This window comes from Oceanicella actignis, from assembly GCF_008124525.1.
GTDB lineage: Bacteria > Pseudomonadota > Alphaproteobacteria > Rhodobacterales > Rhodobacteraceae > Oceanicella > Oceanicella actignis.
The window spans coordinates 216,593-232,215 of record NZ_VNHJ01000004.1; the positions used below are offsets into that span (position 1 = coordinate 216,593).

General features: G+C 76.1%; 14 protein-coding genes and 1 tRNA gene. 8 read left to right on the forward strand and 7 right to left on the reverse strand.

The features are described 5' to 3' along the window. Positions 1–74 precede the first annotated feature (74 nt). Together LY05_RS08120 and LY05_RS08125 are read left to right on the forward strand one after the other, a co-directional pair. Positions 75–1,583, forward strand: a complete 1,509-nt coding sequence (locus LY05_RS08120; RefSeq protein ID WP_148922781.1) for an amidase — start codon at positions 75–77, stop codon at positions 1,581–1,583. After that, positions 1,580–2,500: a DMT family transporter gene (locus tag LY05_RS08125; protein WP_148922782.1), complete on the forward strand. Its 921-nt coding sequence runs from the start codon at positions 1,580–1,582 to the stop codon at positions 2,498–2,500. Before LY05_RS08120 ends, LY05_RS08125 begins: the two co-directional genes overlap by 4 nt. An 85-nt stretch (positions 2,501–2,585) precedes the next feature. Here the strand turns inward: LY05_RS08125 and LY05_RS08130 are convergent. Continuing rightward, positions 2,586–2,661, reverse strand: a tRNA-Ala gene (locus LY05_RS08130). Between the two features lie 140 nt (positions 2,662–2,801). Here LY05_RS08130 and LY05_RS08135 point away from each other — a divergent pair. The 3 genes from LY05_RS08135 (at position 2,802) to LY05_RS08145 (ending at position 4,552) form a co-directional block, all read left to right on the forward strand. Beyond that, on the forward strand, positions 2,802–3,089 hold the full coding sequence (locus LY05_RS08135; protein ID WP_072748251.1) for a YggT family protein: 288 nt from the start codon (positions 2,802–2,804) through the stop codon (positions 3,087–3,089). A gap of 5 nt (positions 3,090–3,094) precedes the next feature. Then, positions 3,095–3,412 (forward strand): DUF167 family protein, encoded by a 318-nt coding sequence (locus tag LY05_RS08140; protein WP_072748252.1) that lies wholly within the window; start codon positions 3,095–3,097, stop codon positions 3,410–3,412. 96 nt (positions 3,413–3,508) lie between these two features. Continuing rightward, complete coding sequence (locus LY05_RS08145; RefSeq protein WP_148922783.1) at positions 3,509–4,552, forward strand: NAD-dependent epimerase; 1,044 nt, start codon at positions 3,509–3,511, stop codon at positions 4,550–4,552. Between the two features lie 48 nt (positions 4,553–4,600). On the opposite strand, the gene LY05_RS08150 is transcribed toward LY05_RS08145, so the two are convergent. From LY05_RS08150 to LY05_RS08160, 4 genes are all read right to left on the reverse strand, one after another. Further along, positions 4,601–5,047, reverse strand: coding sequence for a lasso peptide biosynthesis B2 protein (locus tag LY05_RS08150; protein WP_148922784.1), 447 nt, complete (start codon positions 5,045–5,047; stop codon positions 4,601–4,603). Then, positions 5,044–7,248 carry an ABC transporter ATP-binding protein gene (locus tag LY05_RS08155; RefSeq protein WP_148922785.1) on the reverse strand — a complete coding sequence of 735 codons (2,205 nt, stop codon included), beginning with the start codon at positions 7,246–7,248 and terminating at the stop codon, positions 5,044–5,046. The genes LY05_RS08150 and LY05_RS08155 overlap by 4 nt, the downstream gene beginning before the upstream one ends. Before the next feature lie 37 nt (positions 7,249–7,285). After that, positions 7,286–7,426 carry a hypothetical protein gene (locus LY05_RS15120; protein WP_170258900.1) on the reverse strand — a complete coding sequence of 47 codons (141 nt, stop codon included), beginning with the start codon at positions 7,424–7,426 and terminating at the stop codon, positions 7,286–7,288. Between the two features lie 112 nt (positions 7,427–7,538). Beyond that, the gene (locus LY05_RS08160; protein ID WP_148922786.1) at positions 7,539–9,005 is read right to left on the reverse strand and encodes a hypothetical protein; all 1,467 of its coding nucleotides are present in this window, start codon (positions 9,003–9,005) and stop codon (positions 7,539–7,541) included. Positions 9,006–9,161: 156 nt separating this feature from the next. On the opposite strand from LY05_RS08160, the gene LY05_RS08165 reads away from it, so the two are divergent. The 3 genes from LY05_RS08165 to LY05_RS08175 all read left to right on the forward strand — a co-directional run bounded on the left by LY05_RS08165 (position 9,162) and on the right by LY05_RS08175 (position 12,864). After that, entirely contained in the window at positions 9,162–10,265 is a 1,104-nt protein-coding gene (locus tag LY05_RS08165; RefSeq protein WP_148922787.1) for a hypothetical protein, read from the forward strand. A gap of 68 nt (positions 10,266–10,333) precedes the next feature. After that, positions 10,334–10,846 carry a PqqD family protein gene (locus LY05_RS08170; RefSeq protein ID WP_148922788.1) on the forward strand — a complete coding sequence of 171 codons (513 nt, stop codon included), beginning with the start codon at positions 10,334–10,336 and terminating at the stop codon, positions 10,844–10,846. Further along, positions 10,843–12,864: an asparagine synthase-related protein gene (locus LY05_RS08175; protein WP_148922789.1), complete on the forward strand. Its 2,022-nt coding sequence runs from the start codon at positions 10,843–10,845 to the stop codon at positions 12,862–12,864. The genes LY05_RS08170 and LY05_RS08175 overlap by 4 nt, the downstream gene beginning before the upstream one ends. Positions 12,865–12,948: 84 nt before the next feature. On the opposite strand, the gene recR is transcribed toward LY05_RS08175, so the two are convergent. Together recR and LY05_RS08185 are read right to left on the reverse strand one after the other, a co-directional pair. Continuing rightward, positions 12,949–13,581, reverse strand: coding sequence for a recombination mediator RecR (recR, locus tag LY05_RS08180; protein ID WP_148922790.1), 633 nt, complete (start codon positions 13,579–13,581; stop codon positions 12,949–12,951). Between the two features lie 45 nt (positions 13,582–13,626). Beyond that, positions 13,627–15,399, reverse strand: coding sequence for an ABC transporter ATP-binding protein (locus LY05_RS08185; RefSeq protein WP_148922791.1), 1,773 nt, complete (start codon positions 15,397–15,399; stop codon positions 13,627–13,629). Positions 15,400–15,623 lie beyond the last annotated feature (224 nt).

Sequence of the window (15,623 nt, forward strand, 5' to 3'; positions counted from 1 at the left end):
GCGCCATCGCCCGCTTGACCGGCCGGCCGACCCGGCCAAGCATGAGCGCGCCGCCGCCCTGGCAAGGAGCCCGCATGACCGCCCCAGTTCAGCCCTCGCCGCAGGCGCGAATCGCGCCGAACCCGCCCCCGCCCCCGCCCGCGCCGCCGCCGCCGCTCATGGCGCTCGAGGGTGCCGAGCTGGCGCGGCGTCTCGTCTCGGGCCAGGTCTCGGCCGAGGCGGCGATGGAGGCCGCGCTCGAGCAGATCGGCCGGCTCAACGGCGCGTGGAACGCGATCGTCTCGCTGCGCCCGGCCGAAGAGCTTCTGGCCGAGGCGCGCGCCGCCGACCGGCGCCGCGCCCGCAATGGACCCGACGGGCCGCTGCATGGCGTGCCCATGGCGATCAAGGATCTGGCCGATGCGGCGGGCCTGCCGACAAGCCGCGGCTCGCCGCTGCTGGCGGGCGCGGTGGCGGGGCGCGACGGGCTGCTGGCGGCGCGGCTGCGCAAGGCGGGCGCGATCTTCGTGGGCAAGACGAACACGCCCGAATGGGGCCTGGGCTCGCAAACCTACAACGGCGTGCACGGGGCGACGGGCTGCGCTTGGGATCCGGCGCGCACGGCGGGCGGCTCGTCGGGCGGGGCGGCGGCGGCGCTGGCGCTGCGCATGCTGCCGCTGGCCGACGGCAGCGACATGATGGGCTCGCTGCGCAATCCGGCGGCGTTCAACAACGTCTACGGGCTGCGGCCCTCGATGGGGCGCGTGCCCGACCCGGACGCGCCCGAGCTGTTCTTCGCCCAGCTCGCCACCGAGGGCCCCATGGGGCGCACGCCGCGGGACATGGCGCTGCTGATGGACGTGATCGCGGGGCCGCATCCGGGCGCGCCGCTGTCGCTGCCCGCGCAGCGGGGGGGCTATCTTGGCGCGCTCGGGCGGCCGGCGCGGGGGGCGCGAATCGGCTGGATCGGCGATTGGGACGGGCGCTATGCGCTTGAGCCCGGCGTGGCCGAGCTGTGCGAATCGGCCTTGGGCGAGATCGAGCGCATGGGCTGCCGCGCGACGCCGGTCCGACCCGACTTCGACCCCGAGCGACTGTGGCGCGCATGGCTCGACCTGCGCAGCTTCTTCGTGTCGGCCAGGCTGGCGCCGCTGGCGGCCGATCCGCTCAAGCGCGCCGCGCTCAAGCCCGAGGCGCTGTGGGAGGTCGAGCGCGGCGCGGCGCTGACGGCCGAGCGCCTTCAGGCGGCGGCGCAGGCGCGCTCGGACTGGTTCCGCGCGCTGATGGGGCTGTTCGCGCGCTTCGACGCGCTGGCGCTGCCGGCGGCGCAGGTCTTCCCCTTCGACATCCGCACCCCCTGGCCCGAGCGCATCGGCGCGCGCGCGATGCAGACCTATCACCAGTGGATGGAGGTCGTGGTTCCGGGCAGCATGTCGCCCTGCCCCTCGGTCGCCGTGCCGGCGGGGTTCGACGCCCGCGGCCTGCCCATGGGGCTGCAGCTGATCTTTCCGCCGCGCGCGGACCTGGCGGCGCTGCGCTTCGCCGACGCGTATGAGCGCGCGCGCGCCATGTCCGCCCGCCTGCCGCCGCAGCTGGCGCCATGAGCGTCGCCGAGGGTCCCCCGCACCCGCCCGCCGGCGCGGCGGCCGAGCGCGACCCGGGCGAGAACGCCCGCGGCGCGGCGCTGATGGTCGCCGCCATGGCCGGTTTCGCGGCCAACGACGCGATCATGAAGGGCGTGCTCGAATCGCTGCCGCTGTTCCAGGCGGTGTTCCTGCGGGGGCTGATGGGCACGGCGCTGATGGCGCTGGCGGCCTGGCGGCTGGGGGCGCTGCGCCTGCCGCGCGGGCGCGACGCGCGGCTGATGGCCTGGCGCACCGCGGCCGAGGCGGGCGCGACGGCGTTCTACCTGACCGCGCTCATGCGCATGCCGCTGGCCAACGCGACGGCGATCCTCCAGGCGCTGCCGCTGACGGTGACCTTCGCGGCGGCGCTGTTTCTGGGCGCGCCCGTGGGCTGGCGGCGGTGGAGCGCCATCGCCGCGGGGTTCGTCGGCGTGCTGGTCATTCTTCGCCCCGGCCCCGAGGGCTTCGGCGCCGGCTCGCTCTGGGTCCTGGCGGCGGTGGCGTGCATGACCGCGCGCGACCTGCTCAGCCGCAGCCTGTCGCCCGCCCTGCCCTCAGCCACGGCGACGCTGTGGACCATGGCGGCGCTGACGCTGCTGGCCGCGCCGGCGGCGGCCGCGCAGGGCTGGGCGCCGGTGACGCCGGCGCTGGCGCTGCGGCTGGCGGCGGCGGCCTGCCTGATCCTGGTCGGCTTCGGCTGCGTCATCGCGGCCATGCGGGTGGGCGACGTCGCCGCCGTGGCGCCGTTTCGCTACGTGATTCTGGTCTTCGCCATGATTCTGGGCGCGGTCTTCTATGGCGAGCGCCCCGACGCGCCGATGCTGCTGGGCGCGGCCATCGTGATCGGCGCGGGCCTTTACACCCTGCGCCGCGAGCGCATCCGCGCGCAGGACTGAGCCCCGCCGGGCGAGAATCGAGAAAGGCGGGCTCCGGCCCGCCTTTTCAAGAACTCCGTCCCCGTCCGACTTCGCCGGATTGTCTTGGTGGAGCCGAGGGGGATCGAACCCCTGACCTTCGCATTGCGAACGCGACGCTCTCCCAGCTGAGCTACGGCCCCGTTGCGGCGTCTGATAAGCAGTCCGCGGGGGGGTGTCAAGCGCCATCGCGCAGCCTCGGCTTGAAGGATGCGGCCGCGCCCGCTAGGTCTGTGGCCAGCGCCGGCGAAGGGCCGCGCGCGGCGGAGAAAATCGGGGCGACATGCATTCCTTGGCGACGATTCTGCTGATGATCCTCAACCTCGCGTGGTGGATCGTCATCATCCAGGCGGTGATGAGCTGGCTCATCAATTTCGACGTCATCAATCTGCGCCAGCCGCTGGTCTATCAGATCTGGTCGGGCCTGAACCGCATCACCGAGCCGGTCTACCGGCGCATCCGCGCGGTGATTCCGCCCATGGGCGGGCTGGACCTGTCGCCCGTGATCGTGCTGATCGGCATCATGGCGCTGCAGGTGATCATTGCCAACAACCTGCTGCACGCCTACTGAGCGCCATGAGCGCGCGGCGCCCATGGCGGCGGGACGCGGGCGGGCTGACGCTGTTCGTGCGGCTGACCCCGCGCGGCGGCCGCGACCGGATCGAGGGCGTGCGCCTTGACGCCGACGGCCGCCCGACGCTGAGCGCGCGCGTCGCCGCCCCGCCCGCCGAGGGCGCGGCCAACGCCGCGCTGACGGCCCTGCTGGCCAAGGCGCTTGGCGTGCCGCGCGGCGCGGTGCGCATCGAGCGCGGCGCCCAGGCGCGGGTCAAGCAGGTGGCCGTCGAGGGCGACCCCGACGCGCTCGAGGCCGCGCTTGCGCGCCTCGTCGGCTGATCGGGGAGCGGCGGGGGCCCCCGCCATTGCCGCGGCCGCCCGGGCGCCCTAATCAGCCTCCAGCCCCCGACGCCGCGCGCAACCACGGAGCCCGCCATGACCCGAGATCCGCTCGCCGACATTCCCGACGACGCCCCGATCCTTGTGACGGGCGCGGCGGGGTTCATCGGCTATTTCCTGGCGCTGCGCCTGCTCGAGGCGGGCAAGACGGTGGTCGGGCTCGACAACCTCAACCCCTATTACGACGTGCAGCTCAAGACCGACCGCCTGGCGCAGCTGCGCGAGCGGCCGCGATTCGCCTTCCACCAGGCCGACATCGCCGACCGCGACGCGCTGCGCGCGGTCTTCGACGCGCACGAGCCGCCCTTCGTGGTCAACCTGGCGGCGCAGGCGGGGGTGCGCCACTCGATCGACAATCCGCACGCCTACGCCGAATCGAACCTGACCGGCTTTCTCAACGTGCTCGAAGAGTGCCGCCGCACGCAGGTGCGCCACCTGGTCTACGCCTCGTCCAGCTCGGTCTATGGCGGCAACGTCAAGGCGCCCTTCTCGGTGCGCGACAGCGTCGATCACCCGGTCAGCCTCTACGCCGCGACCAAGAAGGCCAACGAGCTGATGGCCCATGCCTATGCCGACCTTTACGGGCTGCCCGCCACGGGTCTGCGCTTCTTCACCGTCTACGGGCCGTGGGGGCGGCCGGACATGGCGTATTTCAAGTTCGCCAAGGCGATCTTCGAGGGCCGCCCCATCCAGATCTACAACAATGGCGAGATGGAGCGCGACTTCACCTATGTGGACGACATCGTCGAGGGGGTCGCGCGGCTGATTCCGCACATCGCCCGTCCGAACCCCGATTTCGACCGCATGAACCCCGATCCCGGCTCGAGCTGGGCGCCGCACCGGGTCTACAACATCGGCAACCGCCGCAAGGAGCGGCTGATGGACATGGTCCGCATCCTTGAAGAGGCGGCCGGGCGCGAGGCGATCAAGCAGTTCCTGCCCATGCAGCCGGGCGACGTGCGCTCGACCTGGGCGGACGTGACCGAGCTTGAGCGCGAGGTGGGCTTCCGCCCCGACACGCCGCTCGAGGTCGGGCTGCGCCGCTTCGTCGACTGGTATCGGGCGCGCTACGCGGTCTGAGCGCCCCCGCCCGGCGCGCTCGCGGCGCGGCCGGTCGTCGGCGGCCGGCTAGTCTGGGGCGGCGGGCGGATCCGCGGCCGGCGCGAAGGCGGCAAGCTCGGGGCTGAGCGCGCCGCCCGTCGCCGGCAGGCCGTCCAGCTCGAGCCAGGCATGGGCGGTCAGCGCGCCGTCGGCGCCGCGCAGAGCCCCAAGGCGCAGCTCGGCGTCGCGCCCCAGCGATTCGAGCCACAGCTTGCCCGCCAGCGCCTGCACCAGGCAATCGGCCCGCCAGGGCGCGCGCCGCGCCGCCGCCGCCAGCGCCCAGCGCATCTCGTCCGCCGTCGGGGCGCCGGCGCGGGGGCGGCCCGGCGCGCGAGCGGGCTGGCGCAGGCGGCGCAGCACGGCGGGGGCGTCCATGCGCGCATGCATCATCCGCGCCTGTGCCAGCCGCGCCCAGGCGGCGCAGAACAGGCGCAGCTCGCGCGCCGTGGGGGGGAAGCGGCGCGCGCGCCTCATCGCCCGGACGAGCCGGCCGCGCGGGCCGGCGCCGGCGCGCCGCAAGCGCCGCGGCCGGTCGCTGGCGGGGTCCGGGCGTCCGGCGCGCCAGACGGCTGGGCGACGCCGCCGCGCCCTGGCCGCGGCGGCGCACCTTCGCGCGCATCGCCCTCGGCCGGACGCGGGTTCGCTTCGTCGCCCGGCCGGTCCGAGTCTTCGGTGCCGCCGGACCCCAGCGCCTGCGCCGCGCCTTCACCCGAGACGCCCCCGGCCGGGCGCGGGTTCGTTTCATCGCCCGGCCGATCCGAGGCTTCGGCGCCGCCGGACCCCGGCGCCTGCGCGGCGCCTTCGGCCTCGACCTCGGCCGCGCGCGGGATCGTCTCATCATCCCGCCGATCCGAGGCTTCGGCGACGTCGCCCGGATGCGCGCGCCGCGCGGGCGCCTCGTCCAGTCCCGCCGGAGCCTCGGCCGCGGCCATGCGCCCCAGAAAGCCATGCGCGGCCATCTGCGCTCGCGGGCCCGCGGCGGCCAGGCGCCCCTCCTCGATCACGGCGATGCGGTCGACCCACGCCACCGAGGACAGCCGATGCGCGACGACGAGGATGGTCGTCTCGGCCCGCAGCGCGGCAAGCCGCCCGACGATGCGCGCCTCGTCCAGCGGGTTCATCGCCGAGGTCGCCTCGTCCAGCGCAAGAAAGCGCGGGCGGCGCAGGATCGCGCGCGCCAGGCAGATGCGCTGGCGCTCGCCCGCCGACAGGCGATCGCCCCGGTCGCCCACCTCGGCGTCCAGCCCGCCCATGGCGCGGGCGCGCTCGGCGAAGCCGACCAGCTCGAGCGCGCGCCACATCGCCGCCTCGTCGGCCTCGGCGGCGCCCATGGCCAGATTGGCGCGCAGCGTGTCCGGCGCCAGGAAATCGTCGCGGCTGACCAGCGCCACCTGCGCGCGCCAAGCGGCCAGGTCCGATTCGGCCAGCGGCGCGCCATCGACCAGCACCTGCCCGGCGCTCGGCGCCATCAGACCGCACATGAGGTCGGCGAGAGTCGTCTTGCCCGCGCCCGACAGGCCCATCAGCGCCGTCGCCGTGCCCGCGGGCAGGTCCAGCGTCACGTCGCGCAGCGCCGGCGTCTGCGCGCCCGGATGCGTGTGCGACAGCGCGCGCACGCTCACCCGCGCGGGGCCGCGCGCGCGCGCCAGCGCGGCGGCGGGGCCGCGCGGCTCGGCGGCGGCGGCGAAGTCGCGCACCTGGCGCTCGTATTCGGCGAAGGCGGCGGCGACCGAGATCAGCTCCTGCAGCAGCTCATGCGCCGACATCAGCCGCGGCAGAAGGCGCATGAACAGGACCGCCATCAGCGCGCCCTCGCCCGCCGTCATGCCCGAATGCGCCGCGATCCACAGGATCGCCGCCAGCGCCGTCGCGCCGCCCGCCTGATGCGCCAGATCCGAGCGCAGCCCCAGCCGCCGCACCCGCCGCGCCATCTGCGCCTGCCGGCGCGAGGCGTCCTCGAACGCGGCCGATCCGGTTGCGCCCTGCGCGCCGGGCCGCGCCAGGAAGCGATCGAGCTTCAGATTGTCCAGATACCGCGCCACATGGTCGTAGAGCCGCGCCGTGCGGCGAAAGACGTCGCGGCTGCCGCGCGCGATCAGGCGGTCGATCCACAGCATCGGCAGCGCCAGCGCCCCGGCCACGCCCGCCGCCGCCAGCACCACGCGCGGCTCGACCGTCAGCGCCAGCGCGCCCGCCGTCAGCGCCACGCAGCACGCCACGGCAAGGCGCATGGCCACGTCCGCGCCATGGGCCAGCTCGTTCGGGGCCATGGTCAGCGCATGGTGCAGGTCGGCCCGCCGCGCGCCCTGCACCTGCGGCCAGCGCGCGCCGGCCACCGCGCGATAAAGGCGCATGCGCAGCTTGTGCATCAGCCCGGCCATGATGCGAGCGGCAAGCTCGCCGTACAGATACGCCGCGCCCGCCCGCGCCAGCACCGCGGCCAGGAACAACGCCAGCAGCGCCTCGAAGCCCGGCGCGGCGCCCAGCGCGCGCTCGAGCCAGCCGAAGGGGCCGCCCACGGCCGCGCCCTCGAGCCCGCTTTGCGCCAGCAGGCCGCCAAGGCTGAGCAGCCCGAGCCCCTCGGTCGCCGTGACCAGCGCAAGCAGAACGAGCGCCGGCGCGATGCGCCGACGCTCGAGCGTCCAGAGGATCCGGGCGAAGCGGAGAATGGTCATGCCGTCGCGCGGCGCGGGGCCGCGGCGCGAGCGTGCGTCAGGAGCACTTCGCCGTGCTGCCCAGCGCCGCGTAGCCGCAGGCGTCGCCCGGGTTCTTGGGCTTGCCGTTGCCCTGAGTCGCGGCCTTGACCTCGACCTTGGTCAGCTTGGGGGCCTGCCACGCCTGCTTCTCGTTCATGTCCTGTCCTCGCAATGCCTACGCCAATGTCTTTGCGCTCGGGCGCAAGATAGCACCCTGCGGCGATGAATGAAAGCGCCCAGAAGCCGGCGCGCGGCCCGGCTCGGGCCGTTCAGATCGCGCCGAGGGCGCGCAGAATGCTGAAATCCTGGTGAACGAAGCGTTCAGCGCGCCGGCGCAGCGCCGCCATGGCCGGCGAGGCCGCCGCCCCCCCTTGCTCCGGCGGTTGCGCGTCGCCCAGCGCCGCGATCAGCGAATCGACGTCCTCGTCCGCGCCGCCCAGCGCCGCGCCGGCAAGGCGCATGCCCTCGGCGTCGAGCTCGACCGCGCCGCCGATGGCCGGCGCGGCCAGCGCCCGCGGCCCGCCGCGTCCATCGGCCAGCGCGGCCAATGCGGCGTTGACCGCCCGCACGCGCGGCGGCGCGGCCGGCGGCTCTTCGGGCGCGGGGGCGAGGTCGCCCGAGGACAAGAGCGCCGCCGCCGCCCGCCGCGCGGCCTCGAGCGTCATGCCCAGCCGCTCGGCGAGCGCGCCCAGCCGCGCCGGGCCGTCGGCGCGCAGCGCCTCGAGCATCGGCCCGTGCACGCGCCGCGACAGCGCCGCCGAGCCCAGCAGACCCTCGACCCGCCCCGGCGGCGCCCCGGCCGGCCCCCGCGCCGCAAGGCGCAGCGCCGCCGGATCGGCCCTGCGCCCGCCGGGCTTGACGAACAGATCCGCACGCCGCAGGCGGCGCGCAAGGATGTCGCCCAGCTCTTCGGCCGCCGGGCCGCCCTGCGGGATGCGCGCCGCGATCAGGGCCTGCTGCTCGGGGGTGAAATCGAGATCGCGCAGCAGACGCGCCGGGTCGGCCGGCGCCGCCAGCCGCAGTCCCGCCCGCTCAAGCCGCGCGCACAGCCGCTCCACCCCCTCGGGCGCGGCCGGGCGGCGGAACCAGCGCCGGGCGGCCAGCTCGGGCGGCAGGGCGCGCAGCTCGGCCATCTGGGCGTCGAACCCGCCATAGCCGCGAAACAGCGCGTGGCTGAGCGCAAGCGCCTCTTCCAGAAGCGCGAGCGCCTGCGCGGCGCGCGCGGCCTCGGAGGCCCCGGGATCCGTCCGCGCCCAGCACAGGCGGGCCAGCTGGCGCAGGGGCAGCTCCTCGGCCGCGCCGGGAAGGACCTCGTGCGTCAGCATCAACGCGCCGCCCGGCGCCAGCGCCCGCGCCGCCAGCGCGATCAGGGCCTCGCGCGCGGCCTCGTCCAGCTCCTCCCAGCATTCGGGAACCGCGATCAGGTCGAGCGCGCCGGGACCGAACGCCGCCTCGGCCTCGCGCCAGCCGGAATGCACGCGCGCGCCCGACGCGGCGGCCAGCGCGCGCGCGTCCGCGGCCTCGTCCTCGCGCAGGACAAGGCCGTGCGCCTCGACGCCGCATGCGGACAGGATGGCGGGCGTCACGCCGCGCCCGCAATCGACATGCAGCGCCCGGCGCAACGGGCGGAACGGCGCGCCGGCCAGGGTCAGCGCGGCCTCGAGGCGCGCGGGCTCGGCCATCGGCAGATGCGCCCAGTGCGAGGCCGCGCCCGCGACATGCGGCGGCGCGCTCATGGGCGCGCGCGGCCCGGAGGCGGCGTGATGAAGGCGCTTGCGGTCATGTCCATCCGTTGCGGCGGGCCTGCGGTTGTGCGACGACCATTACGCAAGCCGCCCGCGCCCGGCAAGCCGGGCCGGCCGCCCGGGCCGCGGACGAGCGCCGAGGATGCCATGACCGAGCCCCCCGAGCAGAACCCCGCGCAGAGCCCCGAGCGGAACCCCGACCGCAAGGCCCGACGGAGCGCCGCCCGGCATTCCGCCCCCGATTCCCACCCCGATTCCCACCCCGATTCCCCCGGGCCCTTGACCGGCGGCCCCGATCCGGGCCCCACCGATCCGGCGCCCGCCCGTCTTCTGAGCGCGCACGGCCTGGTCTTCGCCTGCCCCTTCGACGTGCCCGGCATGGCCCCGGCGCCGCCCGGAGCGCGGGCCGACGTGACCGCGCGCCTCGGGGCGGTTGCGCCCGCGGCGCTGGCGCGCGCGCCGCTGGCGGGCGATTGCCGCATTCTGGGGCCGGGCCGGGTCGCCATCGAGGACGCGGCCTTCCGCGCCCTGATCGAGGAGGGCGCGCGCATCACCATCGACCCCTCGCCCGCCGCCGGCCCCGGCGCGGGCGCGGGTTTCGGCCCGCAGGCGGCGCGGCTGCTGCTGGGCTACGGCGCCAGCGCGGTGCTGCTGCACCAGCGCGGCGGGCTGCCGCTGCACGCGGCCGCCGTCGCCCTGCCTCGGGGCGCGGCGCTGTTGCTGGGCCCGGCGGGGGCGGGCAAGTCGACCCTGGCCGCGGCGCTGGGCGGGATGGGATTCGCCATGCTGGCCGACGATCTGACCGCGCTCGATGACCGCGCGCCCGGCGGGCCGCTGGTTCAGCCCGCCATCGGCACGGTCAAGCTCTGGCCCGACAGCGCCAGGGCCCTGGGTGGCCCGGGCGCGCGCGTGCCGGTCGAGGGCATGTCCAAGACGATCCTGCGCACGCGCGAGAACGCGCCGGCGCCGGCGCCGCTGCGGGCGATCGTCGTCCTCGACTGGCTGCATCCGCCCGAGGCCGCCCCCGAGACCAGCGAGATGAACCGCATCGAAGCCCTCGACGCCCTGCGCGGCGCAATCCAGCGCCCGGCTCTGGCGCGCGCGCTTGGGCGCGAGGGCGAGATCCTGGCGCGGCTGGCGGCCCTGGCCGGCCGCATCCCGGCGCTGCGCCTTGCGCGCCCGCGCCGCTATGGCGCGATGCCCGAGGTTGCAAAGCTGATCGCGGACTGCATCATCGGCGACGCGTCCTGACGCCCGCCCCGGGGGCGGCGGCGCGGGCGCAGGCGAGGGGCGCGGCCCCTGACGCGAAAGGAGGGCCGATGATCTTCGACGATGCGGAAAACATGCTCTTGCGCCGCGCTCGGGGCGTGCTCGAAGCGCGCATGAGCGCGGACGAGCTGGTGCTGCTGGCCGCGGATGGGCGCGTCTATCTGGACCTTGACCGCATCGGCGCCGAGATCTGGGAGCGCCTGGCCAGGCCGATGCGCCCGGCCGATCTGGCGCGGGACCTTGCGCGCGATTTCGACGCGGCGCCCGAGCGCATCGCCGCGGACATCGGTCCGTTTCTGGCCGAGCTGGTCGCCGAGGGCGCGCTCGAGCTGATCGCAGGCCCCTTGCCGGCCGCGGATGCGGGCGAGGTGGGCGAAGGCGCGGCGGATCGGGGCGCAAGCGATCAGGGCGCCGCGGGCCGGCCCATGGCGGATGCGGGCGGCGCGGATGAGGGCGGCGCGGACGCGGGCGCGGCGGCGGACGAGCCCGGCGCGGATGCGGGCGACGCCGGCCGGGGCGGCGCGGATACGGGCGACTCAAATGGGGCCCCCGGCCGCGCATGAGCGGCCCGACCGAGGATCCCGACGCGTTCGAGCGCGCGCAGCGCTGGTTCGCCGGCGCCTTCGACCCGCGCGGACGCGCCGATCTGCTCGAGGCGGCGATGCGCGCCATGCGCGCCGCCCCGCCCGTCGCCGACGCCCCGGGCCTGCGCTGGCGCGAAGCCGCGCCCAGCCCCTTCCTGCGCGTGGCCGCGGCGGCGGCCGGGGCCGATCCCGCGCCGATGATGACCGCCGCCCCCGCGCCCGATGGCGGGCCCGCCCTGTTCGCCGCCGGCGACGCGACGCTGTTCGCCCCGGAGTTCGCCCCGGAGTTCGACCAGACGTTCGACCAGGCGTTCGACCCTGATTTCGCCCCGGGGTTCGGCCAGACGCTCGTCCCGGGTTTCCGCCCGACCGATCCGGCGCGCGACGCGGCCGCCGCGCCTCGGGCCGCGCGCGACCTGCGGCGCCTGGCGGCGCTGGCCGCCGCCGGCCGGCTGGACGAGGCCGAGGGCGTGTTCGCCGCGCTCATGCACGATCCCCGGCGCCCGGCGCTGACGCTGCTGCGCGATCGCTGGGGCCACGGGCCGCTCTGGATCGCGCGGCTGGCGGGGGGCGCGACGCTGTTCGCCAGCTCGCCCCACATGCTGCTGGCGGCGCCGGGGGTCTCGCGCACGCCCGATTTCGCCGCCTGCGCGCTGTTCCTGGCCGCGCGCCAGCCGGGGCCCGAGCACGCCTACTTCGCCGACATCGCCCAGGCGCCGCCGGGCGCGGCGCTGCGCCTTGGGCCCGAGGGCGAATCGCGCCGCGCCGTCGCCCCGCTGGGCCCCGATCCGGCGCTTGCCGGGCGCTCGGCGGACGAGATCGCGCAGGCCGTGGCCGAGCGCGCGCGCACGGCCACGCTGGCGCGCGCGCCCGGATCGGGACCGGCGGCGATGATGCTGTCGGGCGGGCTCGATTCGGCGCTGATCGCGGCGCATCTGGCCGCGCGCGGCCCGGTGGAGGCGTTCGCCTCGGTTCTGGGCCCCGGCGCGGACCCCGCCCTGACCGACGAGCGCGCCCATCAACGCGCGCTGGCGCAAGCCCTGCCCGGGCTGCGCCTGCACGAGACGCCGGCGGGCGATCTGGACCTGCTGGCGCCCTCGGCGCATTGGTGGCGGCAGGCGGCCTCGCCGAACCCGGACGTGATGCACGCGACGCAGCTGCTGCTGGCGCAGGCGGCCGCGGATCTGGGCGCGGATGCGCTGTTCAGCGGCTTCGGCGGCGATTTCGCGCTGTCCTCGCATGGCGAGCCGGCCTTGTTCGAGTTCCTGGTCACCGGCCGCTGGCGCGCCCTGGCGCCCGAGCTGGCGCGCCGGCGCGCGGCGGGCGGACGCTGGCGCAACATCCTGCTGGGCGGCTTCGTCAAGCCGCTGCCGATTTACGAGGCCTGGCGGCGCCTGCGCCCGGACGCCGCCGCGCGCGAGCTGCCGGCCATCCTGCGCACGGATCCGGCCATAGCCGCGCGCCTGGCGCAGACCGGGTGCAGCGCGCATCTGCGCTATCATCGCACCGTCGCCGCCGAAGAGGCCGCGGCGCTGGCCGCCCTGCCGGCCTGGACGGGGCAGGCGCATGACCTGCCGGGCGGTCGGCGCATCGCGCAGCGCCTGCCGCTTCTGGACGCGCGACTGCTGCGCGCCGTGCTGGCCGCGCCCGTCTCGCTCAAGCTGGGGCGCGGGCCGGACGGCCGATGGCGCAACCGCGCGCTCATCCGCGCGCTGCTGCGCCCCCTGGTTCCGCCCGCCATCGCCGAGCGCGAGGACAAGGACCTGTTCCAGCCCGATTTCGGGCGCCTGATGCGCGCCGCCCTGCCCCGCATCCGCGCCGACGCGCCCGAACTGGCGCGCAGCGAGATCTGGCGCGCGCTGATCGACGCCGAGCGCTGGCGCGCCGCGCTGGACGAGGCCGGGCGCGCGCCCGATGCGGCGCTGCTGTCGCTGGCGCATCCCATCCTGCTGCCCTGGCAGCTGGGCGACTTCCTGCGCCGCGCGGGCGCGCCCTGACGCGGCGGCGCGCGCCCCGCCGCGCAGGATGACCAGGCCGCGCGCCCGCTTGGACGCGGGCTCGCCGCACGCCCGGCCGCGCGCCTACAGGCCGCGCCGCTGGCGCAGCGCGGCGGTGATGGTGCCGTCGTCCAGGTAGTCCAGCTCGCCCCCGACCGGGACGCCCTGCGCCAGCGAAGTGACGGCGCTCAGCCCCTCGAGCTGCGCGGCGATGTAATGCGCCGTGGTATGCCCGTCCATGGTCGCGGGCAGGGCCAGGATCACCTCGCGCACCGCGCCCTCGCGCACGCGCCGCGCGAGGTCCGGGATGCGCAGCTCGTCCGGCCCGATCCCGTCAAGCGCCGACAGCACGCCGCCCAGGACGTGATAGCGGCCGGCATAGGCGCCCGAGCGCTCCATCGCCCACAGATCCGAGACGTCCTCGACCACGCAGATCAGCCCCGCGTCGCGGCGCGGATCGGCGCAGATGGCGCAGCGCTCGGCCGTGGCCAGCGCGCCGCACTCGGCGCAGGGGCGCACCGTGCGCGCGACCTCGGCCATGGTCTGCGCCAGCGGCGCCATGAGCGACTCGCGCCGCTTGAGCAGATGCAGCGCCGCGCGCCGCGCCGAGCGCGGGCCCAGCCCGGGCAGCCTGGCCAGCATCTCGATCAGCCGATCGACGCCCTCGCCCCCCAGGCCCGGCGCGCCGCCGGGGCGATTCCCAATCTCGTTGCTCATGCGACCTCCCCTGCGCCCGCGCCCGGCCCGTCGGGCGGCGCGGGGTCAATCCTCATTGAACTGGAGCCTGTGGAGCTCGGCGTAAAGCCCCCCGCGCGCGATCAGCTCTTCATGGCGGCCCTGCTCGACCACGCGCCCGCGGTCCAGCGCCACGATCAGATCCGCGTCGCGCACCGTGGACAGGCGGTGGGCGATGACGAAGGTCGTGCGCCCCGCCGCCAGCCGGTCGAGCGCGGCGCGCACCAGCGCCTCGGATTCGGCGTCGAGCGCCGAGGTCGCCTCGTCCAGCAGCAGGATCGGCGCGTCGCGCAAGATGGCGCGGGCGATGGTCAGGCGCTGGCGCTCGCCGCCCGAGAACCGCCCCCCGCGCGGGCCCGCCATGGTCTCGTAGCCCTCGGGCAGCGCCTCGATGAAGTCGGCGGCGTTGGCGGCGCGGGCGGCGGCGCGGATCTCGTCCATGCTCGCGCCCGGGCGGCCGAAGGCGATGTTGCGCGCCACGGTGTCGTCGAAGATGACCGGCTCCTGGCTGACCACGGCGATCTGGTCGCGCAGGCTGTCCAGCGTCACGTCGCGCACGTCGCGCCCGTCGATCAGCACGCGCCCCTCGGTGGCGTCGTAAAGGCGCGGGATGAGGTTGAAGATCGTGCTCTTGCCCGCGCCCGAGCGCCCCACCAGCGCCACGCGCGCGCCCGCCGGCACGGTCAGGTTCACCTCGCTGAGCGCGCGCGAGCCGTCCTCGTAGACGAAGCCGACATTCTCGAAGCGGATCTCGCCGCGCGCGCGCGGCAGGGGCTCGGCGCCGGGGCGGTCGGCGATGGTCGGGCGGGCGTCCAGCAGCTCGTAGATGCGCTCGGCCGCCGCCGCGCCCTGCAGCACCTGGGCATAGAGATTGCCGAAGGCGCGCAGCGGCTGCCCCGCGATGAGAAAGGCCGAGACGAAGGCCATGAAGTCGCCGATGGTGTTGCGCCCCTCGGCGATGCGCATGCCGATGACGTAGAACACCACCGCCAGCCCGATGCCGGCCAGCGCCTCGAGCGCGGGATCGATGCGCGCGCGCTGGTCGGCGGCCTTGACCTTGAGCTTGCGCAGCGTCTCGAAGCTTTCGCCCGCGCGGCGGGTCAGGTAGTCCTCGAGCCGGTAGGTCTTGGCCAGGCGGATGCCGCCCAGCCCCTCGTTGACGCGGGCGGTCATCTGCCCCGCCTCCTGCTGCGAGCGGCGCGCGATGCGCCGCAGCCGCCGCCCGATCGCGGCGATGGGCGCGGCGGCGATGGGCAGCGCCGCCAGGGCGTAGAGCGTCAGCTCCCAGTCGATCCAGAGCAGCGAGGCCAGCAGCCCGACCACCGTCAGCCCGTCGCGCACCAGCGAGGTGATCAGGCTTTCGAGCGCCGAGCGCACATAGGACACATCGACGGTGAAGCGGCTGGCCGTGGCGGCCGGCGCCTCGCGATCGAGGCGCGCAAGGTCGGCGCGCACCAGCGTCGCATACATGGCGCGCTGCATGTCGGCCTCGATCTCGGCCAGCACCGAGTTGGTCAGCATGCGATGCGCGTAAAGCGCCCCCGACTTGAGCAGCACCGCCGCCACCACCACCAGCGGGGCCATGGCGATGATCTCGCGCGAGCGGCGCTCGAACCCGTCGAGCGCCCACTGGATCACCACCGGATAGGTCGCCGTCGCGCCCGCCACCATGGCGATGAGCGCCAGGTTCAGCGCCAGCCGCCCGCGCCGCGGCGCCAGCCAGTCGCGCCACAGCCGGCGCAGGATGGGCCACACCCGCGCCTCGGCCCGCGCCTTGTCCTGCGTCTTTTCGCCCGCCATGCCTCGCTCCTGCGCCGATCGCGCCCGACCCTTGATGCCCCGGCCCGCGCCCGCGGCCCGTCCCGCCCTGCGGTCGGCGCCGCGCCCGCGCGCGGGGCCCGCGGGCCGTCGCCGCCGACCGCCGCGGCGCCCGGATGCGGCGCCCGCGCCGGGTCCTGCGGCCGGACGGGTTCCGCGCGCCTTGCCGCGGGCGCCGAAAATGGCCTAGCTGGAGCGCGAACGCC